This is a genomic window from Fimbriimonas ginsengisoli Gsoil 348 (genome assembly GCF_000724625.1).
In the GTDB taxonomy this organism is placed as follows: domain Bacteria; phylum Armatimonadota; class Fimbriimonadia; order Fimbriimonadales; family Fimbriimonadaceae; genus Fimbriimonas; species Fimbriimonas ginsengisoli.
On the sequence record NZ_CP007139.1, the window covers coordinates 1572374 to 1596424 of the forward strand.

Consider the following 24051-nt stretch of genomic DNA (forward strand, 5'->3'; position numbering starts at 1 on the left):
CAATCGGCGGGCTCCAGAGGTACAAGGATGGGATGGCCAAGATTCTAGTCACGGGCGCCGCCGGCTTCATCGGTTACCATGCGAGCCGGCGCCTCCTGGAGCAGGGGCACGAAGTGGTCGGCCTCGACAACATGAACTTGTACTACGACGTCTCCCTAAAGGAAGGTCGCCTCGCCGAGCTCCGACCTTTTCCGGGCTTCCGGTTCGTGAAAGCGAGTCTGGAGGACGCGGAGGCGGTGGATCTGGCGGTAGAGGGGATGGACGCGGTGATCCACCTCGCCGCCCAAGCCGGGGTGCGCTATTCGCTGGAGAATCCGAGGGTGTACGTCCAGTCGAACGTCGTAGGCTTCCTGAATATCCTCGAATCTTGCCGCGCCCATCCTGTGAAGCACCTGGTTTATGCCTCGTCGAGCTCGGTTTACGGCGGAAATAAGAAGATGCCGTTCTCCACAGAGGACCGGGTGGATCATCCGGTCAGTCTGTACGCCGCCACCAAGAAATCGAACGAACTGATGGCGCACGTCTACAGCCACTTGTTCGATCTACCCACCACCGGGCTGCGTTTCTTCACCGTCTACGGTCCATGGGGGCGGCCCGATATGGCGCCAACCCTCTTCACGCAGGCGATCCTAGAGGGAAAGCCGATCAAGGTTTTCAATAACGGAGATATGCGGCGAGACTTCACCTACGTCGGGGACATCGTCAGCGGCATCGTCTCGGTTTTGGATCGCCCGCCGGTTAGAGAGGGGGAGAACGCCCCATACCGGCTTTTCAACATCGGCAACAGCGAGCCGGTTCAGCTTCTCCGCTTCATCGAAATTCTGGAACACGCAATCGGGCGGGAGGCGGAGAAAGTGCTGCTTCCGATGCAGCCGGGCGATGTGCCGGCTACGTTCTCCGACACCTCGGATCTCGAGCGGTTGACCGGATTCAGGCCGCTGACCTCCCTCGAGGAAGGAATCCCTCAGTTCGTCGAGTGGTACCGCAGGTATTACGCGATCTGACGTTCGGGTTGATACCGAACTCAGCCGCCGCGGGGCGATGCCTCAAATTAAAGCCAGGTCGAAGTCTCTAGTGCCTTCCGCCTAATGACCAAAGGCCCGCAAACTAATATCGAAGCCCAGCCCCAACGGGGCGAAGTCTCAAAGCGAAGAGCGCAGCGAAGGGGAGCCCTGGGTCAAGGCGGAGGGTCCCACCAACCGAACATCCGAAGCCCAGCCCCGAAGGGGCGATATATCAAAGCTAAGGGTGGAGCGGAGCGGAACCCTGGTAAAGGCGCCGACCACCCCTCGGAGCCCTGAAGGGGCGAAATCATCGTCCGTTTATGGCAAGATCGCGGCACGATGCCGCAATCTCTGGCCGCCGTCTACATCCACGTCGTTTTCTCGACGGCGGACCGTAGACCTTTCCTAAAGGATCCGAAATTACGCGCCGAGCTTCACTCCTACCTGGGAGGATCCTCGAACGCCCTTGGGTGTGCCTCTCTCGTGGTCGGAGGCGTCGAAGATCACGTCCATGTGTTGGCGCGTCAGTCGCGCACGATCTCGTTATCCGACTGGGTGAGGAAGGTGAAGACGAGTTCCTCCCAATGGCTCAAACGTCAGGACGCGTCGTTGAGCACCTTTGCTTGGCAATCTGGCTACGGTGCGTTTTCGGTGGGGAGTAAAGGGGTGGAGCTGGTCAGGGGCTACATTCAGAACCAGGAGGAGCATCACCGCCACTTCTCGTTTCAAGACGAGTTTCTCCAACTTCTGAAGGAGCACGGGTTGGAGTGGGACGAGCGATATTTGTGGGATTGATGTCGCCCTTTCAGGGCTCGGAAGGGTATTTGGGCCCTTATCCAGGGTTTCGCTCCGCTCCACCCTTCGCTTTGAGACTTCGCCCCCTTGGGGCTGGCTTCGGATATTCGGTTAGTGGCAACCGCCGGTCGCAGGGGTCTCGTTTTCAGGAAAGCCACTGCTAGATTCGGAGCAGGTCGAGAAGGCATTCGTTTTAACGAAGTCTTCTAGTTGGCCGTAGGTGCGCCCCATCCGCCATCCCAATCCCAATCCCAATCCCAATCCCCGAAGAGGCGATGTCTCAAAGCTAAGGGCGAAGCGAAGCGGAACCCTGGTACGGAGGCCATCCATCACGAAGAGCCTGGACTTGTTTCGTAGAGCAATGACGCGGCCAACCAAATAGAGCGATACTCTCATTACCCATGAACGCCGGCACGCAACCTTCTATCACTACCTCGATCGTGCCGATGCTGTCGGTGCGCCACGGTTCCGAGGCGGTCGAGTTTTACAAGTCGGCGTTCGGCGCGACCGAGGTGTTCCGGATCGAATCCCCGGACGGAGCGGTGGTATCCCGCCTGTCAATTTCCGGGGCCGAGTTTTGGGTCGCGGACGAATCGCCGGAGAACCAGAACTTCAGCCCGGAAACGCTGAACGGCGGGACCGTCCGGATGGTCCTGACCGTGCCAAATCCCGACGAGCTTTTTGCCCAGGCCGTCGCCGCCGGCGCTCAGGAGATATGGCCGGTGGCGGAAAACTACGGCTGGCGCCTCGGGCGAGTCGCCGACCCATTTGGCCACCACTGGGAGATCGGCTACCCCTTGCCCGAGGGCGGGTAAAGAGAACTACTGCCGGGTTAAGGTGTATCGATAGTTGAGCGGCGGGGTGACGCCCCACACCAAAATTCCGGAAAGCCGGCTTTGGACGTCGAAAGCGAGCGTGCCGGTTAGGGTGGCCGGATCGCCCCCGGTGGGAGTCGAAGTGGTTGTGACATGGCCAACCGCGTCGATATGACCCACGACGTGGAACGTGGTGTGTCGTCCCGGATCGGTGTCCGTCCCGTCGATCGCTCCATCCGGCGAGAAGGTCCAGGTGGACGTCCCCGCGTCCGTCAGGTCCGTCGTGTGCACCCAGGTCCCGTTGTAAGTGCCCGCAAACCGCCCGGGGCTAAGCGCTGCACTGCTGCCGCCGCAGCCGGCGGCGAGAACCGAACAAACCAAGGCGCAGCACGAAGCGAGGAGGAGCCGTTTCATTCCGGCCATTGTAGATGGAAACGCGAAATCACGGAAGTCGCACCAGATTCGACCAGACTTCGGCGTCATCCGCCTGATGCGGCTTTCGCTTCCCCTTGAAGTGGTCCGCAACGGCGTATTTGTAGCGAGCGACGACATAGGCTGCTCCGTCGAGCTGGGCAAACTCTTCGTGCAGCTCCCGCATCGTGATCGCGGCCTCCCATTTCGCTCCCGCAGGCGATGCCGGCACGTCGGAATCCCCCGGGTCGGAGGGGTGACCGACAAACCGCATCGGGGGGTCGTATCGCCTGCCCCGGAGGTCGTAGAGCTGGACGAAGAGGTCGATGTGCCGAATCGGCGGATAGATCCGTTTCGGCCCGCGGGACTCGTTGCGCAAGGTGGCAGTAAAGTTCTCGCCGTTCCTGGCGAGGGTAAGCGTAAGGCCATGTGCGGTTTGCCGGTTTTTGAGCTCCAAGTCATGCTGCAGCTGAAGAATCGACGCTTTTTTGGCGTCGGCGAGCACCCTAATCCACCGGTGGTAGAGGCTGAAAAAGAAGGAGAACGCAAGGGCTAATAGTGCCACGACGACGATCCCCCTGCCAGTTCGACGAGTCACTTACCTACGATACAGCCTTGAGCACGAAACGTCGCATCGAGCGTAAGAAGGGTAGGCGCCCAGTTCTTTGGCAGGACAACACTCGGTCCGGGTCCCGACTGATCCCTCCAGACGCGCCGTCTGGAGGGTCCGACCATCGGTCGGGCCTCCACCGAATAGGCCCCGCTGATGCGGGACCCTCCAGACGGCGCGTCTGGAGGGATCACTGGCGAGGGGTTGCGTGTTCGCTCACCGGTCAGGATTGAGCTCTGCTCGTTTACGACTTATTTCGGATGTGGATCAGGTCGCCGTCTTGAATGACGTAGTCCTTCCCTTCCAACCGCATCTTGCCGGCGGAGTAGGCGGCGTCCAAGGAGCCGGCGGCGAGGTAGTCGGCATAGCTGACGATTTCGGCGCGGATGAATCCTTTGGCGATGTCGTTGTGAATCGTGGCCGCCGCTTTGAGCGCGCTGCTGCCTCGGCGAAGGGGCCAGGCGCGGGTGTCGTTGTCGCCCGCGGTGAAAAAGGTGATGAGCCCCATCGCGTCGTACACCGCTCTAATCACCCGGTGGCTGGCCGGCTCGGTGAGGCCCAGCGACTGGAGGAACTCCGGCTGATCGGCGGCGTCGAGCTGAGCGATCTCTTCCTCGATGGTGGCGCAGACCGCGAAAGCGGGTGTTCCTTCTTCCGTCCACCGGGCAAAGGTCTCGGCTAGCTTTGCGGGCGGATTCGCGGCATCGTCTTCGCCTACGTTGGCCACGACGACCACCGGCTTGGCGCTCAGGAAAGCGTAGGTGCGGACGGTCGCCTCCTCGTCCTCGGTTAGCGTCAACGCGCGGATGGGCAAGCCGTTCTCCAAGTCGCTACGAAAGCGCTCAAGAGCTTGCTTGTCCATGTAATCCGGCGAGCCGGGGGTCTTGACGGTGGTGGACCGCAGCAGTCGCTCGAGGCGGTTCTCGATGATCTGGAGATCGGAGAGGACGAGTTCCGTGTCGAGCGCTTCCGCGTCCCGGATCGGGTCGATGGTTTCGAAGTGGTTGGGAAAGGCGGGATTTTCGAACCCGCGTACGACGGCTAGAAGAAGGTCCGCCTTCTTCGCCGAGTCGACAACCTTTACCGAAAGCGCTCTTCCCTGCCCCTGAACCGCCTCCAGATCGTCCTGTAAAACCACCGTCGCCGGGGTTTGCTTCTTGGGCTTTACTTGCGCGACGATGGTGTCGAACCGCTCGTCCGGCACCGGAATCGCGGTCACGTCCCCCTTGGCCAAGCCTCGCGCCGCCGCGCGGTATAGAGTGCTTCGCCCGCTTTGGGCGTATCCGATGAGGGCAACTTTCATGAGCGCTGTCTCGCGTACTCGACCCGAACGGCCGGGGGTTGGCGGTGTCGAGGCGAGAACCAGAAGAAGTAGATCGACCCGATCAACACCAGCAGGAGAACCCACGGAAACCGCTCCCGCTTCGGACTAACATATCTCCGCCGGGCCACGGCGGGAGGATACCTTTGGACGCCGGATGTTGAGGTGTTTCGCCCCGATAGTATCGGGACGGTCTTCGCGCTGATCGAGGACAAAGTATAGCCTCACCCCCACGCCCGGCGAAGCGAAACACTGCCAAACTAGCTTGGCGATGTTTCAACGCTCCTCGGTCGTCACGCTTTTCGACGTCGACAATACATTGCTCGACCATGACCGGGTGGTTCGCGATGTCAAGCGGCACTTGGCGGAGACGTTTGGCACCGAGCGAGAGGAGCGTTATTGGGAGATCTTCGAGCGGACGCGAGCGGAGATCGGCTATGCCGACTACCTCGGTGCGTTGCAGATCTACCGAACCCAGCACCCTCGCGACTCAGGATTCCTGGAAACCTCCCTCTACCTTCTCGGATACCCGTTCGCCAACCGGCTCATTCCCGGATCGCTCGACGCGATCGAGCACTGCGGCGCCTGGGGGCCGACGGTGATCCTCACGGATGGCGACGTGGTTTTTCAACCTCGCAAGATCGACCGGTCGGGATTACTGGAGGCGGTCGACGGGCGGGTGCTGATTTATATCCACAAAGAACAGGACCTCGAGGATGTGGAGTGCGAATACCCCGCCGACCACTATATCCTCGTCGACGACAAGCTCCGGATCTTATCCGCGGTTAAGGAGATCTGGGGCTCCCGGGTGACTACCGTATTCCCCCGCCAGGGTCACTACGCCCTCGACCCGGAGGTCACCGCCAAATACCCACCCGCCGACGTCACCATCGATCGAATCGGCGACCTCATCAACTACGACCTCGCGACCCTCCTCGCCGCGACCAAATAACCGCAGTCCGGGCGTCTTGCCAGCGGCTACGACTCGGTTCGGATAATCTCTTCGACCACTCGCTCGGCGCTCTCTAACGCTCCTTCGATGAAGCCGGTCCACATTGCGGTGTGTTCGCCGGCGAAATGGACGCGGCCTTCGGCGGGCGCGATGTAGCGCATGTGTTCCAAGACATACTCCGGGGCAAGGTGGCTGAAGGCGCCTTGGGCGTAAGGGTCGTTCACCCAGTCGTGAATCCAGCCGCGCTGAAAACTCTTAGCCGCTTGGGGGAAAAGAAGGGAAAGCTCGTAAACCCCGGCCCGCACCGGATCGCCCAGGCGCGACCACTCCACCGCCCGGTCGCCGCAAATGTAGGCGCTCAGGACCGGCGCATCGGCCCCGCTGGCGTCCCAAGTCTGCTGAAGCGGACCGTCGCAAAGCATGCTCCCGCCCCAGCCCGCCTCTTCCCACCAGGGCCGATCGAATTCCCAGACGATCTTAATCGCCCGGCTCATCCGGCACGCCTCCACCGCGCATCGCTTTTCGACTGAAATCGCGGGTTCGAAGACGACCCTCTCCAGCGCGGGGGGAGGGAGGGTCAGGATGACCCGGTCGACTCTCGCCTCGCCGTTTTCGAAGATGAGCGTCACCCCGCTCGCATCTTGCCGAACCCGATGCAAAACCGCTCCGTAAACCGGTTCCGCTTTTAGCGTCCCGATCATCCGCTCGAACAACCGGGATGCCCCGCCGGGAAATCGGTAGGCGCTCATCTCCTCCCCCTCGCGATCCATATAGTGGAGATAGCCGCTAAGCCACCCGAGAAGACCGATGCGGTCCGGGTCGTCCCCTTCGTCGCTTCGATACTTGGCGGTTACCCACCAGAGGCCGCGCTCGGACGAGGTGTGCTCACGTAAGAAGTCGCCGAGCACTTGGCGATCCAGTTCCTTGGCCTGGAGATTCTCCCAAGGGGGCTCCCGCAAGTTGGAGCAAAACTCGCGGGCGGCGGCTTCTACCCTGAGGTCATCCTCTAAGGCGTCGTTCCAGAGCGTCACGTCGGTGCACTCCTTCCCTTTGTGCACCAGCTTTCTGGGCCAGTCGACCGGCTCGTTCGGCTCCAGGCCGAACTCGCCCATCAGATCGAGGCAACGCAGATGGTCGGCGTCGATCCACTCGCCGCCGGCTTCGTAAACGGCGCCGTTTCCTTCGTCGGCGGTGAACATACGTCCGCCCGGCCGGTACCGCGCCTCGAAGAGTCGCACCGTTACCCCGGCTCGTTCCAGCAGCATCGCCGTCCGCAGCCCCGCGGCTCCGAGTCCGACAATGCCGACGGTCAACGCTGTCTCCCGATCCGGTAGACCATATCCCCCGCGAGGAGAAGGAAGACGACCAGTCCACCCGTCCCGAGCAACGGCATCGGCGCGTTCTGAGAGTAGGCGTAAACGGTTCCACCGAGAACGATGAACGCGCCACCCAGTAGATAGGCGCTCGCCCCCCGACTCTTGAACCGCCCCACATTCACGAGCGCCATGATCGCGCAGATCAGCATCACACCGTCAAGGAAGAGCGCCTCGCCTTGACCGTTCACTGTGGAGCACCTCCGCGTAACGCTTCGTTAACCTGCGAAGCGGTACTTACCGGCACAAGCACCGGATCGTCGCTCTCAAAACTGAGGGGCAACGATGAGAATCGCAAAACCCCGACCCGCCGCTCGCGAGCAATGGGAGCAAGGGTTTCGTACGCTTCCCCGTCGTCGAGAGAGTAGGGGACGCGCAGAACCTCGAAAGCGTCGTGAAATTGCCACATCCCGAGCGCCGCGAGCGATGGCCCTTCACAACAGAGGCCCAGGAACCGGATGTGCCCTTCTTGCCGCGCCATCTCCATCGCCTCAAGCGCGCCGGAGATCTGGTACTCCTCGACCGCTCGCCGGACTCGGAGGAAGTAGATGTCGAACCACTCGCGTCCTATGCAGGAAAGCGTCTCGATGAGGTGAGCCTGAATCAGGTCGGAAGCGTGTCGCCCATCGGTGGCTTCCTCGTATCCGGTATTGGACAGGCAGGTGAGAGGCGCGTCCGTCCCCCGCATATGCCCGCCCCACAGACCAGGGCTGCTGCTGACGTCGAGCGGGACCCCGCTCTCCAGGGCCGCGCCTACCAAGCCCTCCATGTCGGACGAAGAGGCGGGAACCGAGAGGCTTAGCCACACGGGCGGGAACTCGAGATTGGTTCGTCCGAAAAGCCCCTGAGGCACGTTTGAGAATACCTAACGCCGTTCCGGCTCCCTCGTCCTCCCGGTTCGTTCAAATTCGTGAGTATCCTTTCCGCCATGCGTTTCCAAGAGAAGACCGTCGTGGTGACCGGAGCGAGCCGGGGAATCGGGCGAGAGATTGCCCTCGCCTTCGCTCGGGAAGGGGCGAAAGTAGCTTGCGTCGCCACGACTGAAGCGGGCGCTCAAGCGACGGTCGACGCGATCGGCGGCGTCGCCAAAGCGTACGCCTGCGACGTCAGCGATTCGGCCTCGGTGGAAGCGCTGTTCGAAGCGGTGACGAAGGACCTTGGAACCCCGGCGGTGCTCGTGAACAACGCCGGAATCACCCGCGACACGCTTCTCGTGAGGATGAAGGACGAAGATTGGGACCGGGTGATGTCGGTGAACCTGAAAGGGGCGTTTCTTTGCATCCGCGCGGTGACCCGTCCGATGATGAAGGCTCGCTACGGCCGGATCGTCAACATCAGCAGCGTCGTTGGCCAGACGGGGGCGACGGGACAGGCGAACTACGCCGCCGCCAAAGCGGGGCTTTCCGGTCTTACCAAGTCTGTCGCGAAGGAACTCGGCAGCCGGGGGATCACTTGCAACTCCGTCGCTCCTGGGTTCATCGAAACGGATATGACGGACGGGCTGTCGGCGGACTTTCGTGAGCAGGTGGTGAACACCGCTCCCGCGGGCCGGTTGGGTACCCCGGCCGACATCGCCCACGCGGTGATCTTCTTGGCCAGCGACGAGGCGGGGTATATCACTGGCCAGACGCTTACGGTCGACGGCGGGTTAACGCTCTAGGCGGTTACCAGCCGCGCTCGGCGAGACGTTGCTGGTCGGTGAGGTCGCCGCAGTTGATCCCGACCATCGGCTGGCCGAGCCCTTTGCTGATCTCGGCGAGCCGCTTCGGCTCCTTATAGAACAGCACCGAGTTGACGATGGCGGTCGCGCGGCGGGCGTGCTCTCGGGACGCTTCGGCACCATCGAGGTTCGGAGCCGACTTGAAGATTCCGGATCCGACGAACACCGTCTCGGCGCCGAGCTGCATCATCAGGGCGGCGTCGGCCGGGGTGGCAATTCCGCCGGCGGAGAAGTTCGGGACCGGAAGCTTGCCAAGCATGTGGACCTCGCGAATCAGCTCGTAGGGCGCCTGGTGCTCCTTCGCCAGCACGAACAGCTCATCCTCGCGGGCGTTCTGAACCTGCCGGATCTGCGACATGATCGTGCGCATGTGGCGAACGGCTTCCACGACGTCGCCGGTGCCTGCCTCGCCCTTCGTGCGGATCATCGCCGCGCCCTCGGCGCAACGCCGGAGCGCCTCGCCCAGATTTTTCGCACCGCAAACGAACGGGACGGTGAACGCGTGCTTGTCGACGTGGTTCGACACATCCGCCGGAGTTAGGACTTCGCTCTCGTCGATAAAGTCGACTTCGAGCGCCTCGAGGATCTGCGCTTCGGCGAAGTGGCCGATGCGGCACTTGGCCATCACCGGGATGGTGACCGCGGCCTTGATCCCTTCGATCATCTCGGGGTCGCTCATGCGGGCGACGCCACCGTCGCGGCGGATGTCGGCCGGCACTCGTTCCAGTGCCATGACGGCGACGGCGCCCGCGTCCTCGGCGATTCGCGCCTGCTCGGGGGTGACGACGTCCATAATGACGCCGCCCTTCAGCATCTCGGCAAGGCCGACCTTTTCTCTCCAGGTCTTCTTCGCGCCCGCGAACCCGCCGTCGATAAGATTGCTCACTTCTCGTATCACCTCTCCCTAAAGGGTACCAGCCGGGCAGTCGGCGACCCGGAACAGGTGACCCCATATTCGTAGGAATCAGCCCCCTTCCTTACTCGTAATCGGTGGGCTGATCTGTACCTCGCCCGTGGATGCGGTCAGGCCCACGCAAAGGCGCAAAGACGCAAAGCGAGCCGGGAAGCCCGTTCCGGAGACGAGCCGGCCCGACCCGGAGAGTCGAAGATACAAGCCGCGGGTCGAAGACCCGGGGACAAGGAAGCCACAAGCCTCCCGACCCCGGCAGGCGGTCGCAGATCATACCGCCAGCCCGAAATCTAACTCTGATGACTCCCAAGAAAACAGATTCACCCGTAGCCCGGGGATATTGGTCATTGACAAATGAGGTTTCATTTCCCAGATCTGATTTCACCCGTAGCCCGTGGCTTTAGCCACGATTCAAGGTTCTACCGGGGATAAATCCTCGGGCTACGGGTGAACCTACTATTTGTTGGTGGCCATAATCCCCGGGGCTACGGCAAGCCAAGCAAGGAAATGTAAAGCCAATTTGTGAATGACCATGTGTGTCACGGACTATTCACTTGATCGGCCCCAGGCCTCCCTTACGGAAGTCTGTCGGCTAGCTCCTTTCGCGACAGGTCGATCTCGAACGGTCCGGAAGCGAAAGAGCCTAGCTCGTACGGCGCGAAGTAGAAGCGGAGCACCCCACCGGGGCGGACCACGAAGTCGCGAAGCTGGCTCTCTTTGAATCCTCGGATTTCGCCGTTTTGGACCCAGTCGGCGCGATCCATAGTCCTCAGTTGATTCATCAGGGCGAAACTGATCTGTTCCACATAACCGGCCCCTTTTCGGAAGAACGCGGAAAGCAGCATGCGCCCTTTAGGTCCGTAGGTGAATGTCGAATAGGTCGTCATTCCATGCGCTCCGCCCGAGTAGGTGGAATCCTGCAGAGAGACGCTGACGAGCTTGTTCGTTCGGTAAACGGAGACCGGCTCGATGTCTAGGTAGAACGGACGGGATAGACCTTTAAGATCAGGGTCGTTGTTCTCGTTCTGCATTCGATCGATCTCCACGCGGACGAATCGCTCCATCGCGGCGGTAGCGGCTCGATCGGCCGGGCTTCCGCCGAGTTTCGGCAGTTTCACGGTGACTTCGATTCGAGGGGTCTTGAAGTGGCGGAATATCCGCACTTGGTCTTTGGCTTGCGCGGCAACGAGCAGGTAGGCGAGCATGGGAAGACCGTACCCGTCGCTAGGTAGGCTCCGTGGGGAAGTCTATGGAGCAGATTTGCATCGGCGTCGTGACGGTGAGCGATACGCGGTCGGAGGAGACCGACCGAAGCGGCCCCGCCGCGGTGGCCGCGCTCGAGAGGCTAGGCTACTCTCGGTTCGAGCGTCGCCTCGTTCGCGACGAGATCGAGGAGATCCAAGCGGCGATCCGTATCCTTGCGGAGACTTGCCCAGCCGTGTTCACCACCGGTGGAACCGGGTTTTCGCATCGTGACGTGACCCCGGAGGCGACCGCGCCGATGCTGGAACGCCGAGCCGACTCTCTCGTCGAGCTGATGCGGCTGAAGGGCCTGGAACATACACCCTTAAGTCATCTCAGCCGGGGCGTGGCCGGCATACGCGGACGCACCTTGATCGTCAACCTTCCCGGCTCACCCAAAGGCGCCGCGCAGGGGATCGAAGCAATCGGGCACCTTCTCGATCCAATTCTGGACGCCTTGGCCAGCGACAACGGTCTCCCGTGACGTCCGGCTCCTCCTTTTGAACAAAGCGGAAATCGGAACGAATCTGTTTCAGTCGTCCCAACTGGCATACATTCTGCGACCACCTGCCGGGGTCGGGAATGGTCGCAGCCCGTTACCCCTGGTCTTCGACCCGCGGCTAATCTCTTTGATTCCTTCGGGATCGGGACCCGCTCTCGAACCTGAACGAGGTTCCGTACCACGGTTGCCGGTTTAGGCTCCGCGGATGGGCATACGCTCCAGTGCGAAGACGCCACCTTCCCGAACCTCGAAGAGGTTCCGTCCGACAGCGAAGGGTTGGACCCGCGTAGCGGAGTCCTGCCCTGGTACCGACGCCGGCAACCTCATCAACCCCAAAGGGGTTGCGTCCCCAATTCTGTCAAACACCGCCCGAGGCTCCCGAGCCCGGAGGGGTCAAAGATAAAAGCCGCGGGTCGAAGACCCGGGGGCAAGGAGGCCAAAACCCTCCCCGACCCCGGCAGGTGGTCGCAGAACTTACCGCCAGCAGAGAACTGGATGGTGACCAGTCCTAATCACTGACCACTCTTTCGCTAGCAAACCACACGCACCACCCCAAACACGGAAGAGCCCATAACGGATTGCGATCCCCCTTGCCGGTATCCTCGTCTCATGCTTGATCCACGAGTAACGAAGCTTGCGGAGCTTCTGTGCACGCACTCCTGCCAGCTTTCGGGGGCCGATTCCGTTCTCGTCCACACGTTCGATATCCCGGAGGAGGTCGTGGCCGAGGTCGTACGCGTGGCGCAGTCGAAGGGGGCCAAGGTCGCGGTGCGGATGGAAAGCAACCTCGTACGCCGGCAGCTCCTCCATGGCTCCTCCGTGGATGCGGTGCAACTTATCGCCGAAGTGGAGAAGTACGAGATGGAGCGGATGACCGCCTACATCGCGCTCCGCGGAAGCGAGAACTCGACCGAACACGCAGACGTTCCGGGCGAGAACATGCAGATCTGGACCCGCGAGTACACGATCCCGGTGGTGTTCGGAGTTCGTGTGCCAAAAACGAAGTGGGTCGCGCTCCGGTGGCCGACGCCGAGCTTCGCCCAGATGGCGGGGATGAGCACGCCGGCGTTCGAGAAGTTCTACTTCGACGTGTGCACGATGGATTACGCCAAGATGGCCCGCGCGGCCCAGCCGTTGGCCGACCTGATGAGCCGGACCGACCGGGTGCGCGTCATTGCGCCGGGGACCGATTTCTCCATGAGCATCAAGGATATCGGGGCCGTGCCATGCACCGGCCATCGAAACATTCCCGACGGCGAGTGCTTCACGGCGCCGGTTCGAGATTCGGTGAACGGAGTCGTCCAGTTCAATACAGTCTCTCTCTATCAGGGGACCGAGTTCAAGGACATTCGGTACGTGATTAAGAATGGGCGGATCGAAGAGGCGACGGCGGGGGCGAACACGGAAAAGCTGAACCAGATCCTCGATACCGACGAGGGAGCGCGTTACTTCGGCGAGTTCGCGATCGGCTTCAACCCGCACGTGCTGCACCCGATGAAGGACACGCTGTTCGACGAGAAGATCGCCGGCTCCCTCCACTTCACCCCCGGCAACGCCTACGACCCGCCTGGCGGCAACGGTAACAAGAGCGCGGTCCACTGGGACACCGTCCTGATTCAGCGACCGGATTACGGCGGCGGCGAGATCTACTTCGACGACGTTCTCATCCGAAAAGACGGATTGTTCGTTTTGCCGGAACTTTTGGATCTGAATCCCGACCGCCTGTCGTAGCCCCAGTCCAGTGCCAAGCGTGTCGCCCCCTACGTCCGTAAGGACGTGTGGCCGCAGGTTGGTTCGTACCTGCGGACAGCCCCAAACGATCCACAACTATGGTCAAAAGACGAAACACTCTCGCGCAGGTACGAACCAACCTGCGGCTACAACGCTTCGCGTTAAGACCGAAGGTACACCGGATCATCGGCGAGGACGCCCACGCCACGCGCATGTCTGGAAGGCGGAGATATTGCTCCGCCTTCCACATTGACGGCATTGTGCCTATTGCTGGAACCCTGGAACTGGGCTGGCCCGTATCCTTCCGCGACAGGAGCAAGGAGGATATCTCCACAGAATCCCCGCAATCCTGCAATGGATTGTTAACAGAATCCTGACCTATACTGTTGTCGTAGGAGGCATCGATGTCATCCGCAATTAAAGAGACCACCGAAGAGCCCGATCTCGTCGGGATGATCGCTTCAGAAATAACCCGAGCACGGGACGAGACTCGTCCAACCTCGCGGCAGCAGCTCGCGGACATCCTACATGCCCGCACCGGCATGTCGGTCGCGGACGCCTACCAATTTGTCGACACCTATTGCGAGGAGCACGAACCCGGTGTTCCGGGCTACCTCCAAGAGGAGTTCGCCGTCCCGTACCTCAAGGTCCTAGGCGTGGCCAACGCCGTGATCGCCCTCGGTCTCTGCTACTACGGCGTCAAGCTCTACTACGTCGGGAAACCGTACTGGATCCCGGTCTGCATCGGCGTTCTTTTCCTCGGCCTTGGCGCTCTCTCTTGGGTAAAGAGCATCGAGCGGGAGTACAGCCGGTCGAAGAAAAAGGCGTGAGGCCTACGGCGCGAGAACGGCCCGCTGGATGCCAAGTGCGTTCGCGATGGCGGACCCCACTTCGCTCATGAACTCCTCGTAAGGAACCGGCTTCCTTACTACGCGAGCTCCCAGCGACTCGGCCGCCGCGGCGCGTTGCGGGTCTTCGGAGCTCGTGAGGATGATTGCCGGAACATGCGCGAGTTGCGGATCCGCTCTAACTTCGGACAGCAACGCGATCCCATCCATTACCGGAAGCCCCAAATCGATGACCATCAGATCCGGAAGCGCTTCGCTTCCCTTCAACGCGCTAAGCGCCTGATTTCCGTCGCCAAAGCAGACGGTCTCGTGGAGAATCCCATGCGTTCGAAGCACCCGAAGCAACAACGTCAGGTCGCCTTCGTCATCTTCCACGATAAAGAGTCGGTTCGAATCGGGTGTAATCTCGGTCTCCGCTCGGACCTCAAAAACGGCCCGTATCAACCCGACAGGCGTTCGCCCGAGGTCGACAAAGGAGAGGTTACGGCTTCCAGGCCAAACCCTCAAGTCACGGGTAACGCGTAGAGCGTACGGGGTAGTTCGAATCCGGTACACCGAGCGACGCAAAATTTGCTCGCTAGATTCGCCGTCGCGTCGACTCGTAAGCCGTTACGACCTTGGCGCACCCGACGCCAGAAGGGCTAGCAGGTTGGATAATTGTCAGCCCTCATACCTTTTGGAAGCCAAACTACTTTGGGTGCGTGTGAGTTTTCGCGGCAGACTTGGCGCCATGCCGATGACCCGACATGTGCTGGCTCATCATCATGTGGCACATCTGCATCATTTCGCCCTGCTGCTTAACCATCTCGTTGATGACCGCCGAGGTAGCGTCGATGCGATCTGCGCCTTGAGCGGCATTCATCTTGGCGGCAAGCGCTTCCAGTTTCTTTTGCCCGGCCTGCATGTCGGCCATGCATTTGGCCATATCCATGCCCTGCATCATGCCGCCCATGGCGCCGCCACTGGCGTGATTCCGTTTCGAAGTTGTCGGTTGGGGATGGTGCCCTTGATGACCGGCATCTTGGGCCGCAACGAGAGAAGTGGTCACAAGCGCGGCCACGGCGAAAGCTGTCTTCAGTGTCATATCAGTTTCCTTCACCCAAGGTCGGGCTCAGGAAGAGCGTAGCCTCCCCTCGTCCACACTTCCAGTCGGGACTTATCTGTCAGAAGATCCGATGACGCCAAGTTGCTGACAGGTGGTTGAGGGACGGTAGCCCGCACCGTGAACGCTAGAACCTGAGTGCAGCGGGAAGAGCTTCATTGGACCCTGCTGCGCCTCCGGGCCTCGTAAGGATGACCTAGAAAATCCGGGCGCCATTGGTCCCTCCTTTGCATTGGGGCTCGAACATCGGGGGGTGAGGTTACGCCCATTGTCCAAGGATCCCGATGATCGACGCCGCTCTTTTCCTTCTCAGCGCAACCGCCGCGGGGCCGGCGGGCGCCCAGATAGGAGGTCTGCACAAGACTTCCCCGTTTCGGCTCAGCCACCCGACTCGCTTGGAGCTGGATAAGGCGCGACTGCAGCAACTGATGCCGAAGGGGGTCTTCGAGGCGCGGGTTCCGTACTTCTACGACAAATCCTGGACCCGCACGCTCGACATGAGCTGGCACCAACCCGCCCGGGTGGAAGTCCGGTTCCGCCCGAATGCGGTGTTCGCGGCAGCCCATTGGGAACTCTCGATCGGGCTTCCTCAGAGCGTTAGCACGGTGCCGACCGCGATCCCCCAGCGGCTCGTGGCTACCGGCCCTATTTCTCCCGCCGGGGTTGCCGACGGCACGCTCCTGGACTTGTCCGCCTGGGTGCCATCGGCTCCTGATCCGACAACCAGGACGAATGCCTCGCTCGGCCAGCTCAGCGTGGGCGGACACCCATCGCACCACTTCAACGTTGCGACGAACGGTATTCACAACATCATCAAAGTGGGCTCCCCCCACTTGGTCTTCACCCAGTTGGTTGGAAAATCGGTCGCGCTTCAATCGATCTACCAAACCGGACAGGTTCAGTATTCGCTGCGGGTAGTTGGAACCGATGCGAAGGGCAAGCCGGTGTCGGCTTCAGAGCCCGTGCAGATCCTCTACGGGGAATATGACCCGCCGAAAGGCGTCTCGGAGGTCGGAGTTGCTCCGGCTCCGGACGGAAAAGAATTCCAAGCCACCTATGGAGACGGCATTCAGGTGGCACCCGGGACCGCCGCCATTTACGCTCGGTGGTCCAGCAAATCCGTGGTCGCCACTCGAGCCGTTTGCCAGATTTCGCGGGTTCCTTTTCCCGCGGATCCTAAAGTCTGGCTCGATCCGAAATGCAATCTAAAGACGTTCGAAGTACCGCTCCCTCCCAAGGGCGGAAAGGCGAAGTTCACGGTCCCGATAACCTCGTTCGCCCCCGGCCAGGTTCCCGAGAATGGACTCGCGTACAGCATGCGTGTCGTTCCCCTGTTGTCCGACGGAAGTCTCGCGGCACTCCCTTCGAATCAAGTAAGCGTTCTCGTCAAGAAAACGGGACCGATCGCTTTGAAGACGCCCGGCGATTTTCACCTGCAGGCTCCGTATATGGAGTTCAAGACGGAGGTCCTCAGTTACACGCCCAAGCGAGATATGAGCTCCGACGACAATTATCGGTTCGTGCTCTGTCGTATGCCCCCGTCCTCGGCCGCGAGATCGTACTACGCCGCCCTCGCCCACACCAACGACCTTCAAATCGGCACCAAGTTCTATCTGCCGCCCCCGCCGTCGCAGGACACCACCTTCTGGGACGCGCTCGGCTCCATCTTCGGCGATCTCTTCGAATACGTCAGCAAATTTGTGAACGGAGTCCGGATGTTCACCGACCTCTTCGAAGAGATGATGAGCGACGTCGCCTCCGCGCTCCTTCCCGTCACCCCTGATGATGTCCTTGCCGGGATCGACGAGGCGATGTACGCGACAGGGATCACGCCCACCATGTCCAACTTGGAGCAGGTGATGTACTCCGGCGCCGACTACATGAGCGAGTTGGCGTCGCAGGCATCCGGAATTCCTGAAAACGCTCGCGCCGCGTTGCGCCTTCGTCTGAAGGATAGCTTCGTTCAGCTCCCCGGACAAGTGCGCGACTACGTGCCTTCCAACTCCGACTATCTGAAGTCGGACATGGATTTCTGGGGCCATCCCTCCGTACTGATGCTAAGGGTGACGGCGACCGCGCATCACACGGACAATCCTAATTTTGAGCAGTCTTGCGGGCCGATCTCGATCGACTGTCAGGGCTACTATTCCGATCCGCAAGTGCTTGGACTCGGGCCTCAGAGGGTGATTCTGTATCACCAAAGCGTACCGATGCCGGCGATGCGGTCGGGCGAGGTTTTGACCGTCCCCATCTGCCTAACTCCGGTGCCCGATCCCAATTGGGTCGGCGGATACGACTACGCTTCCGGCCTCGTGTGGACCATTAACGGGGTCAAATATGACCGCCCCGCCAACCATGCGTGGCCTTAGAATGCGCCGGCGATAGAATCCGGTGGGTAGCCTTTCCCTTGTATGAAGGTATTGGTCACGGGGGCGTCGGGAAACGCGGGCACGGCGGTCTGCCACCTGTTGGTTGAGAAGGGTTTCGACTTGAGGCGGTGCGACGTGGCGCCGCCGGTCTCGGACGACCTCCCCCAGGTCGAGCTCGTCCGCTGCGACACGCGAACCGTTTCGGACGTTCAGCGCGCGATGAATGGGTGCCATGCGGTCGTGCACTTGGCGGCATGGCATTGCGCCCACAATCCACCAGTTAGCGACGCCACCATCTTCGCGGTCAACGTCGACGGCACGTTCAACGTTTTCGAAGCGGCAAGAGAAGCGGGCGTTGGGGCCGTGGTCTTCGCCTCATCGATGGCGTTCGGCTGGGGCGGAGTTTACGGCGTCACCAAAGTGATCGGTGAAGACCTCTGCCGCATGTATCACGAAACGACGGGCGCCTCGGTGGCGATGCTCCGTTACCACGATTTTGTGCCCAAGCCGTATCTCGCATTCGGGGCGAAGCTGCTTCGAAACGGCGTCGACCGCCGCGATGTCGCCAGCGCGACGGTGGCGTCTCTGGAAGCGGCCGTCGAACGCAAGTTCGGCCTGTTCGGCTCGATCATTCATACGGACCACGGCATGCCTCGTGGGGTGGTGGACAACTTCGGCGAACTTGGCGTCGAGTGGGGCGAAGCGCAGGTTCCCGGCGCGCGAGAGCTCATCGCCAAGTACGAGATCGAGCTTCCCAACTCGGTCGAACAGCATGACCTCTCGGAAGCCAACCGGCTCCTAGGCTGGAAACCGAGGATCGGATTTACCGAGTTTCTCTTGGACCTGAAGGCTCGCGACGCGAACCTAGAAGACATTCGCACCCTCTGGGCTCCGGGACAACTGCCGGCCTGAGACAGTGCCCGCTGAAGAGTAACTCTGGGTTCGAATCCTACCAGGATTTACACTCAGCAGTTTTCCGCGGGGCTCGACGGCATGGGTTCTGGGAAGCCAGGCCATCGCGAGTTTCGTCTGCCAATTTGGGTTTCACGAAGGACTCCATCCGCAGGCCAGTCATCGGATGCCAACCATTCCTCGCACCGAGCCTGCGAGTTTGTCTGGGTCGTAGCCGACGCCGTCTTTGAATACCGTCTCAACCTTCTCGATATCTTCAATCTTGCGGCTCGGATCACCGTCGACGACGATGAAGTCTGCATCTCTCCCAGTGCGGATTGATCCAATACGATCGGATAGACCTAGGAACTGAGCGCCGTTCAGAGTGGCGATTTGGATGGCCTTTACCGGCGAGAAGCCGGCTTCGACCAATAGTTCGACTTCACGTTGATCTCCGTATCCCGGGAGCACGCCGCCTATTCCGGTAGGATCAACGCCGGCCATAAGGTGACCTCCGGCTTGCACAAAAGCATATTCGAACTCCATTTCCTTTCTAAAAACCTCTGGATACACAGGTGGGTCGTCTCCATAGTCTCTGCGATGAGCAGCAATATCTGCGATTCCGACTTTGGCGCCGAGCAGGTCCGCGCGGGCTTCGACAGTCATCGCGTCCAGTACGCGCGACTGAATAGACGGCCTCCCCGGCAAGCTCATTTCGAACACCGCTAACGTCGAGGTAATCGCGACGTGCCGGTTCACCAGGTCGACGATCATATCGTAAACCGGCCCCGTGCGGACGTCGAGCTTCGCGAGAATATCGAGATGGTGGGGACCGTTCGGTACTTCTCCCGGTTTCTTCTCAGGGAAGAACTCCGTGTCGGTTATCAATCCATGTTCGATGTTATCGATCCCAAGTGCGGCCGCCTCGCGGAATCCGATGGAAGCAAGATGGCCGGTGACTTTAGCCCCCCGGAGGTGGGCTGCTTTGATTGCTGCCGCCAGTTCCGCGGGCGAGATGTACATGTATGCCTTAAACCCCTCGATCCCTTCGTCCAGCCAGTAGTTCACGGTTCGGGCGGCATCTTCCGGACCGTTCAGGGTATGCATTTGCATCGACCAGGAGCCCTTGCCTTCCAGGTATGGGCCAGTAAGGCGCATCTTAGGTCCCGGCATTTCACCGTTCTCGATCCGCCTTTTTATTCCTAAGTCCGTGTCCGGCTCGAACGTACCTGCAGTCCTGACGGTCGTCACGCCACCGGCCAAATACAGCCTCGGAAAGCTGATCGGCATCTCGGTAAAGATGCCCCAGCCGTTGCTGTAAAACATGTGTTCGTGCATGCCGACCAATCCGGGTATTACCGTTTTGCCGTGCAGATCCAGTGTCGTGGCGTTCGGTGGGACGGAGATCGATTTCTCATCGCCGACGGCTGCGATCTTCCCATCCTTAACCAATAACGTCTGCCCTTCCCTGGCGGGAGCACCCGTTCCATCAATGACTCTTGTATGAGTCAAGGCGAACATCGGAGCGTCTACCTTAACGAAGCTGCGAACGTACTCGGAGAGCGGCTGCTTTGCAGGTGAGTTCAGCCGGGAGACTAGAAACGGGAGGAGAAGGAGCGTGTGCATCTTTCGAGTTTTATTAATCTCTGCGAATAGTAAGCGCTATTCGGACGCGGTTCGAATCTGGGGGAGAACGTAGTGTGGGTCGAACATCTGGGCTATCTTCGTAGCGAGTAGTAACGGCTGCCCGTCAGCTCGATTCATGAGCACGACCACACAGAATCGAGATTGTGGGATGCTGAGAATCGCCGTTCGAAAGCCGATGGAAGCGCCCGTGTGAAAACGCTCTTCGTTCCATTGTCGTTACTCAAGAACCAACCGAAACCGTATCCTGAGGCCTTGTTATCGCCGAAGGTGCCCGAGGTGAACGCGGTTTGGAGGTTGGAATTCTTAACGCAACGTTCACTATAGAGAGCACGCTCAATCAACAATCCCAGTAGCACATATCCCGAGTCGCTGTCCTCGAATTTCGTACCCGGATCAAACCTCCCGTTCGGTAGCGCTTCGAGAATCTTGACCACCGGCAGCGGTGTTAACGCCGACACAGTAATATTCATCCTGTGCAGAATAGTCGAACACTGGGAGGATGGCCTATGCCTAGCGGGGTCGAAAAGTTGACTGGAATTAATGTCCGAACATCCACCCTTGTTCATTTCGGAGAGGCCCATTACCTGGCCGGCGGGTCCTGTGGGCCTCGCACCCAGCAAGAATTTCAGCTTGTTCTGATGATGACGGGCTCGGCGAAAGTGCTGGTCGACGGCGAGATGATCATCGTCCGAGAAAGACAATGTGCGGCCATGTATCCGGGCAAAGTCGAGTTCTGGCAGTTTTCCCCAGATCTGCCTGTCCGCCACACCTGGGTCGCCTTAAAGCTTGCCGCCATCAGTGAGGACCGCTTGAGGCGAATCGAACTCAGCCCACGGCTCGCCCCGGTGACGAATCGCCTACTCAGCATCGTTGAATTGGGCCTCGGAACATCCTTATCGGGGTCCACCGAACGGTGGTTGGAGGCTCTTGCCGTTAGCGCCGTCGAGTGCTTCTTGCTGGACTCTACAACAAAGGTCGCGAGCGAGCCGCCGGACGCGGTTCGCGGAGCCTTGCGATACATGGAGGCGCATCTGCAGGAATCTTTCGACTTGGCGGTGCTAGCCGCTTCGGTTGGCATGTCCGCTCAGCATCTCACGAGGATGTTCAGGCAACACCTGGGAGACAGCCCAATGCACTATCTTTGGCGACTCCGGGCAGAACGAGGTGCTACTCTCCTTGAAGAAACGAGCCTGAGAGTGAGCGAGATCTCTCACAGGACCGGATTTCAGTCCCCGTCCCATTTTTCTCGGCTCATCCAGTCCGTTTACGGCCTAAGCCCGCGCGAGCTGCGAATCAGCTCCAGACAGGACGGGCCGGATAGACTTCGGGGCGTTCTGCCGTGAACCACCCTCCGTAGAAGCCCACTGACGGCACCTCTGCCGGACACATTCCCGCTTTTCATCAGAAAAAGAGGGCAACGTGAATCTCTTCCGACCTCGGTTCGGAACATGGATGGCTACCGGAGGTGAGGCGCCCTGCCAGACCGAGTTTCGTAAGTTGAAGGCGGTGAGATCGTTTCCGTCCGTCAAGGTCGATGCAACCCATGTGCTGCCACAAGTTCATCGCAAACGGTGTCGAAGTCGGCCGTGTGACCCAGCGAAAAGTTTGAAAAGCGTCCAAGACGGCCAGCCACCTCCATGTGGCGGTTTAACCCTGGTGGTTTTATTAGGAGACCCGCCTGCCTCAGGCATTTGGATCTCTTCACGTTAGAGGTCCAAGGTTAGGCTAATCGGGCAGTGGTCTGAACCCATTACATTCGGGTGAATTTCGGCGGCGCTGACTTTTTCTCTCAGTGCGGACGAGACGAGGAAGTAGTCGATCCGCCACCCCACGTTGCGCCCTCGTGCCCCACCCATCTGGCTCCACCAGGTGTAGTGGCCGTTTCCTTGCGTAAAGATGCGGAACGTGTCGATGTAGCCTGCGTCGAGAAAGGCCTGAAACCCCGCCCTTTCTTCCTGAGTGAAACCTTTCTTCCCCATATTCGGCTTGGGATTGGCGAGGTCGAGCTCGGTGTGGGCGACGTTCAAGTCGCCGCAGAATACGACCGGCTTTGACTTTTCCAGGTGCTGACAGTATTCGAGAAACGCAGGGTCCCAGTGGTCCCGGCGCAGGGGGATGCGGCTCAGGTCGTCTTTGGCGTTGGGGGTGTAAACGGTAACCAGAAAGAACGCCTCAAATTCCGCCATCAATACACGCCCTTCTGCGTTCGGGTCGCCGTAGCCGTCCGTACTCATGTCGTACTTCGCCAGAATTTCGGCGGGCAAGCCTCTCTGAACCGCTAGGGGCTTGATCTTTGAGAGAATCCCGGTTCCGGAATAGCCCTTTTTGTCGGCCGAGTTCCAATACTCCTCGTAGTCGGGCAGGTCGACGACCGCCTCGTGGGGCTGCGCTTTGGTCTCCTGAAGGCAAAGAACGTCGGGTCTCTCCGCTGCGACGAAAGGGCCAAACATGTCCTTCCGCAACACCGCCCGAATACCGTTAACGTTCCAAGAATAGAGCTTCACGGCCTCATCATAGATGATGCACATTGCTCCCGTTTGAGCTCCCATGCTGGCAAACTGCGAACGCTGCGGGTTTGCGATCCCCGAAGGGGCCGAGACCCTACAAAGTGTCCAGGACGGCCAGACTATCGTGTGGGCATGGTCGAGACCGATCGCTTGGAGCTCGTCAGGCTGGCCGGATCCTGCACTACGAGGGTCATGTCCTGCGCCGGAACGCCGGCCTGCTCGAGGCGCCTTACGATGCCGGGGTAGAAGCGGGGTTCGCCGTAGGGTGGGGCGTTCATGTTGGACATGGACCAGAGAAGGATGTCTAGGCGGTACCGGTTTGTGGTTTCCTGGGCCAAGCCTTTGTTGCCGTCCACGTAGGCGCGGGGGAGGTGGCGCACGCCTTCGGCGGTGAGATAAATCCACCCATCGCGCAGCTTTCCCGAGTAGAAGGAGGCGGACAGGAATCCGTCCCAGAGTCCGACGAAGTTGAGCGCGGGCATCACCCCTACGAGTACCACGATCGCCTTTCCCAGCGGCTCCGACCAGGCGAGCCGCAGGATGCCGGCCGGGTTACGCGCGAACAGGATGACCGCCAAGACGGTGATCCAGAAATTCCACGGCCAAACGATCGAGTCGTAGTTCTGGCCGAACGGTCCGAGGGCGAGAAGTACGATGGCGTGCATCGTGATCGCCAAGCCGAGACCCCAGGCTCGCGTCCGGGGCAAAAGGAGCAGGATGGCGACCGACGTCTCGACGAGCGGCGCGACCGGCCAGAAAGGCTGTAATCGCGCGACTAGGCCCTCGCCGAGCGGGTGGAGGAGCCATGGAAAGACCTGGTCCGCGAAGATCGCATTCGCCTTTTGGAGTCCGCTCCAAAAATAGACACCGATTACGACCGAGCCGCAAATCGCCCATGCCGCCCTTGACCGCGGTGAGTTCGGCTCGTCCCATCGCACCAGGGCCAGGGCGACAAACATCAGCCCGTATTGAAAAAACCATGGCTGCATCCGGCTTACATCGAAGAGCGCCATCGCGCACCCGATGATCGGCGGAGCCAAAGCCCATAAGCCGGGAGAGGGATGAAACGCCACGGCGAGGATGCTGGCCACCAGCGCAATGGCGAGGAAAGCGCACAAAGCGGGCGGGAGATCCGGAACCCACGGATAGACGGCTATCGTCGGAAAGGCGCGGCCGTTCGTCCACAGACCGGCAGAGACCGCCATCGCCGAAAAAAACGCAGCGCAGAGCGACCACTTCGCCCACAGCATCCGCTTCCCGACGTTCCGCACCGCCATCTTAGGCCGATTCTAGCGTGGGTT

General features: G+C 60.5%; 24 protein-coding genes. 11 read left to right on the forward strand and 13 right to left on the reverse strand.

Annotation, left to right across the window (positions count from 1 at the left end; translation table 11 throughout):
- The first annotated feature begins 32 nt into the window (after positions 1-32).
- From OP10G_RS07225 to OP10G_RS07235, 3 genes are all read left to right on the forward strand, one after another.
- Positions 33-1004 carry an NAD-dependent epimerase gene (locus OP10G_RS07225; RefSeq protein ID WP_025226559.1) on the forward strand — a complete coding sequence of 324 codons (972 nt, stop codon included), beginning with the start codon at positions 33-35 and terminating at the stop codon, positions 1002-1004.
- 339 nt (positions 1005-1343) lie between these two features.
- Positions 1344-1799, forward strand: a complete 456-nt coding sequence (gene tnpA, locus OP10G_RS07230) for an IS200/IS605 family transposase (protein WP_025226558.1) — start codon at positions 1344-1346, stop codon at positions 1797-1799.
- A gap of 401 nt (positions 1800-2200) precedes the next feature.
- A complete protein-coding gene (locus OP10G_RS07235) occupies positions 2201-2614 on the forward strand; it encodes a VOC family protein (RefSeq protein ID WP_025226557.1) in 414 nt (137 codons plus the stop codon).
- A gap of 6 nt (positions 2615-2620) precedes the next feature.
- Here the strand turns inward: OP10G_RS07235 and OP10G_RS07240 are convergent, their stop codons facing one another.
- The 3 genes from OP10G_RS07240 to OP10G_RS07250 all read right to left on the reverse strand — a co-directional run bounded on the left by OP10G_RS07240 (position 2621) and on the right by OP10G_RS07250 (position 4938).
- Positions 2621-3028: a hypothetical protein gene (locus tag OP10G_RS07240; protein WP_025226556.1), complete on the reverse strand. Its 408-nt coding sequence runs from the start codon at positions 3026-3028 to the stop codon at positions 2621-2623.
- Between the two features lie 28 nt (positions 3029-3056).
- Positions 3057-3623, reverse strand: a complete 567-nt coding sequence (locus OP10G_RS07245) for a hypothetical protein (protein WP_144241035.1) — start codon at positions 3621-3623, stop codon at positions 3057-3059.
- A gap of 256 nt (positions 3624-3879) precedes the next feature.
- On the reverse strand, positions 3880-4938 hold the full coding sequence (locus OP10G_RS07250) for a DUF933 domain-containing protein (RefSeq protein ID WP_025226554.1): 1059 nt from the start codon (positions 4936-4938) through the stop codon (positions 3880-3882).
- Between the two features lie 289 nt (positions 4939-5227).
- Here OP10G_RS07250 and OP10G_RS07255 point away from each other — a divergent pair, with 289 nt between their 5' ends.
- Complete coding sequence (locus tag OP10G_RS07255; RefSeq protein ID WP_025226553.1) at positions 5228-5908, forward strand: HAD family hydrolase; 681 nt, start codon at positions 5228-5230, stop codon at positions 5906-5908.
- 26 nt (positions 5909-5934) lie between these two features.
- Here OP10G_RS07255 and OP10G_RS07260 read toward each other — a convergent pair whose 3' ends face one another.
- Genes OP10G_RS07260 through OP10G_RS07270 form a run of 3 tightly spaced genes read right to left on the reverse strand, consistent with a single transcriptional unit; the run spans position 5935 to position 8134 of the window.
- Positions 5935-7221 (reverse strand): flavin monoamine oxidase family protein, encoded by a 1287-nt coding sequence (locus tag OP10G_RS07260; protein WP_025226552.1) that lies wholly within the window; start codon positions 7219-7221, stop codon positions 5935-5937.
- A complete protein-coding gene (locus tag OP10G_RS07265) occupies positions 7218-7472 on the reverse strand; it encodes a hypothetical protein (RefSeq protein WP_025226551.1) in 255 nt (84 codons plus the stop codon). The genes OP10G_RS07260 and OP10G_RS07265 overlap by 4 nt, the downstream gene beginning before the upstream one ends.
- Positions 7469-8134: an aldo-keto reductase family protein gene (locus OP10G_RS07270; protein ID WP_025226550.1), complete on the reverse strand. Its 666-nt coding sequence runs from the start codon at positions 8132-8134 to the stop codon at positions 7469-7471. Before OP10G_RS07270 ends, OP10G_RS07265 begins: the two co-directional genes overlap by 4 nt.
- 75 nt (positions 8135-8209) lie before the next feature.
- Between OP10G_RS07270 and fabG the strand changes: the two genes are divergently transcribed.
- Positions 8210-8941, forward strand: coding sequence for a 3-oxoacyl-[acyl-carrier-protein] reductase (gene fabG / locus OP10G_RS07275; RefSeq protein WP_025226549.1), 732 nt, complete (start codon positions 8210-8212; stop codon positions 8939-8941).
- Between the two features lie 4 nt (positions 8942-8945).
- Here the strand turns inward: fabG and pdxS are convergent, their stop codons facing one another.
- Together pdxS and OP10G_RS07285 are read right to left on the reverse strand one after the other, a co-directional pair.
- Positions 8946-9887, reverse strand: coding sequence for a pyridoxal 5'-phosphate synthase lyase subunit PdxS (gene pdxS, locus OP10G_RS07280; RefSeq protein ID WP_025226548.1), 942 nt, complete (start codon positions 9885-9887; stop codon positions 8946-8948).
- Between the two features lie 599 nt (positions 9888-10486).
- On the reverse strand, positions 10487-11116 hold the full coding sequence (locus OP10G_RS07285) for a DUF3298 and DUF4163 domain-containing protein (protein ID WP_025226547.1): 630 nt from the start codon (positions 11114-11116) through the stop codon (positions 10487-10489).
- A 44-nt stretch (positions 11117-11160) separates the two neighbouring features.
- On the opposite strand from OP10G_RS07285, the gene OP10G_RS07290 reads away from it, so the two are divergent.
- The 3 genes from OP10G_RS07290 (at position 11161) to OP10G_RS07300 (ending at position 14216) form a co-directional block, all read left to right on the forward strand.
- Complete coding sequence (locus OP10G_RS07290) at positions 11161-11637, forward strand: MogA/MoaB family molybdenum cofactor biosynthesis protein (protein WP_038472735.1); 477 nt, start codon at positions 11161-11163, stop codon at positions 11635-11637.
- A 627-nt stretch (positions 11638-12264) separates the two neighbouring features.
- Entirely contained in the window at positions 12265-13386 is a 1122-nt protein-coding gene (locus OP10G_RS07295) for an aminopeptidase (protein ID WP_025226545.1), read from the forward strand.
- A gap of 404 nt (positions 13387-13790) precedes the next feature.
- Positions 13791-14216, forward strand: a complete 426-nt coding sequence (locus tag OP10G_RS07300) for a hypothetical protein (protein ID WP_025226544.1) — start codon at positions 13791-13793, stop codon at positions 14214-14216.
- A 3-nt stretch (positions 14217-14219) separates the two neighbouring features.
- Here the strand turns inward: OP10G_RS07300 and OP10G_RS07305 are convergent, their stop codons facing one another.
- Entirely contained in the window at positions 14220-14609 is a 390-nt protein-coding gene (locus OP10G_RS07305) for a response regulator (RefSeq protein WP_158409166.1), read from the reverse strand.
- Positions 14610-14922: 313 nt separating this feature from the next.
- Complete coding sequence (locus OP10G_RS07310) at positions 14923-15318, reverse strand: hypothetical protein (protein ID WP_025226542.1); 396 nt, start codon at positions 15316-15318, stop codon at positions 14923-14925.
- Positions 15319-15620: 302 nt separating this feature from the next.
- On the opposite strand from OP10G_RS07310, the gene OP10G_RS07315 reads away from it, so the two are divergent.
- Positions 15621-17705 carry a hypothetical protein gene (locus OP10G_RS07315; RefSeq protein ID WP_025226541.1) on the forward strand — a complete coding sequence of 695 codons (2085 nt, stop codon included), beginning with the start codon at positions 15621-15623 and terminating at the stop codon, positions 17703-17705.
- A gap of 42 nt (positions 17706-17747) precedes the next feature.
- A complete protein-coding gene (locus OP10G_RS07320) occupies positions 17748-18617 on the forward strand; it encodes an NAD-dependent epimerase/dehydratase family protein (RefSeq protein WP_025226540.1) in 870 nt (289 codons plus the stop codon).
- 159 nt (positions 18618-18776) lie between these two features.
- Here the strand turns inward: OP10G_RS07320 and OP10G_RS07325 are convergent, their stop codons facing one another.
- A complete protein-coding gene (locus OP10G_RS07325; RefSeq protein WP_025226539.1) occupies positions 18777-20222 on the reverse strand; it encodes an amidohydrolase family protein in 1446 nt (481 codons plus the stop codon).
- A 659-nt stretch (positions 20223-20881) separates the two neighbouring features.
- Here OP10G_RS07325 and OP10G_RS07335 point away from each other — a divergent pair.
- The gene (locus tag OP10G_RS07335; protein WP_158409167.1) at positions 20882-21586 is read left to right on the forward strand and encodes a helix-turn-helix domain-containing protein; all 705 of its coding nucleotides are present in this window, start codon (positions 20882-20884) and stop codon (positions 21584-21586) included.
- A 363-nt stretch (positions 21587-21949) separates the two neighbouring features.
- Here OP10G_RS07335 and OP10G_RS07340 read toward each other — a convergent pair whose 3' ends face one another.
- Both OP10G_RS07340 and OP10G_RS07345 read right to left on the reverse strand, forming a co-directional pair.
- Positions 21950-22747, reverse strand: coding sequence for an exodeoxyribonuclease III (locus OP10G_RS07340; protein WP_025226536.1), 798 nt, complete (start codon positions 22745-22747; stop codon positions 21950-21952).
- A gap of 122 nt (positions 22748-22869) precedes the next feature.
- Positions 22870-24027 carry a hypothetical protein gene (locus tag OP10G_RS07345; protein ID WP_025226535.1) on the reverse strand — a complete coding sequence of 386 codons (1158 nt, stop codon included), beginning with the start codon at positions 24025-24027 and terminating at the stop codon, positions 22870-22872.
- Between the last annotated feature and the right edge of the window lie 24 nt (positions 24028-24051).

Coding starts and splice junctions, on each gene's coding strand:
- OP10G_RS07225 (WP_025226559.1), top strand. CDS start 33: ATGGCCAAGATTCTAGTCACGGGCGCCGCCGGCTTCATCGGTTACCAT.
- tnpA (WP_025226558.1), top strand. CDS start 1,344: ATGCCGCAATCTCTGGCCGCCGTCTACATCCACGTCGTTTTCTCGACG.
- OP10G_RS07235 (WP_025226557.1), top strand. CDS start 2,201: ATGAACGCCGGCACGCAACCTTCTATCACTACCTCGATCGTGCCGATG.
- OP10G_RS07240 (WP_025226556.1), bottom strand. CDS start 3,028: ATGAAACGGCTCCTCCTCGCTTCGTGCTGCGCCTTGGTTTGTTCGGTT.
- OP10G_RS07250 (WP_025226554.1), bottom strand. CDS start 4,938: ATGAAAGTTGCCCTCATCGGATACGCCCAAAGCGGGCGAAGCACTCTA.
- OP10G_RS07255 (WP_025226553.1), top strand. CDS start 5,228: ATGTTTCAACGCTCCTCGGTCGTCACGCTTTTCGACGTCGACAATACA.
- fabG (WP_025226549.1), top strand. CDS start 8,210: ATGCGTTTCCAAGAGAAGACCGTCGTGGTGACCGGAGCGAGCCGGGGA.
- OP10G_RS07285 (WP_025226547.1), bottom strand. CDS start 11,116: ATGCTCGCCTACCTGCTCGTTGCCGCGCAAGCCAAAGACCAAGTGCGG.
- OP10G_RS07290 (WP_038472735.1), top strand. CDS start 11,161: ATGGAGCAGATTTGCATCGGCGTCGTGACGGTGAGCGATACGCGGTCG.
- OP10G_RS07295 (WP_025226545.1), top strand. CDS start 12,265: ATGCTTGATCCACGAGTAACGAAGCTTGCGGAGCTTCTGTGCACGCAC.
- OP10G_RS07300 (WP_025226544.1), top strand. CDS start 13,791: ATGTCATCCGCAATTAAAGAGACCACCGAAGAGCCCGATCTCGTCGGG.
- OP10G_RS07310 (WP_025226542.1), bottom strand. CDS start 15,318: ATGACACTGAAGACAGCTTTCGCCGTGGCCGCGCTTGTGACCACTTCT.
- OP10G_RS07315 (WP_025226541.1), top strand. CDS start 15,621: ATGATCGACGCCGCTCTTTTCCTTCTCAGCGCAACCGCCGCGGGGCCG.
- OP10G_RS07320 (WP_025226540.1), top strand. CDS start 17,748: ATGAAGGTATTGGTCACGGGGGCGTCGGGAAACGCGGGCACGGCGGTC.
- OP10G_RS07325 (WP_025226539.1), bottom strand. CDS start 20,222: ATGCACACGCTCCTTCTCCTCCCGTTTCTAGTCTCCCGGCTGAACTCA.
- OP10G_RS07335 (WP_158409167.1), top strand. CDS start 20,882: ATGATGACGGGCTCGGCGAAAGTGCTGGTCGACGGCGAGATGATCATC.
- OP10G_RS07345 (WP_025226535.1), bottom strand. CDS start 24,027: ATGGCGGTGCGGAACGTCGGGAAGCGGATGCTGTGGGCGAAGTGGTCG.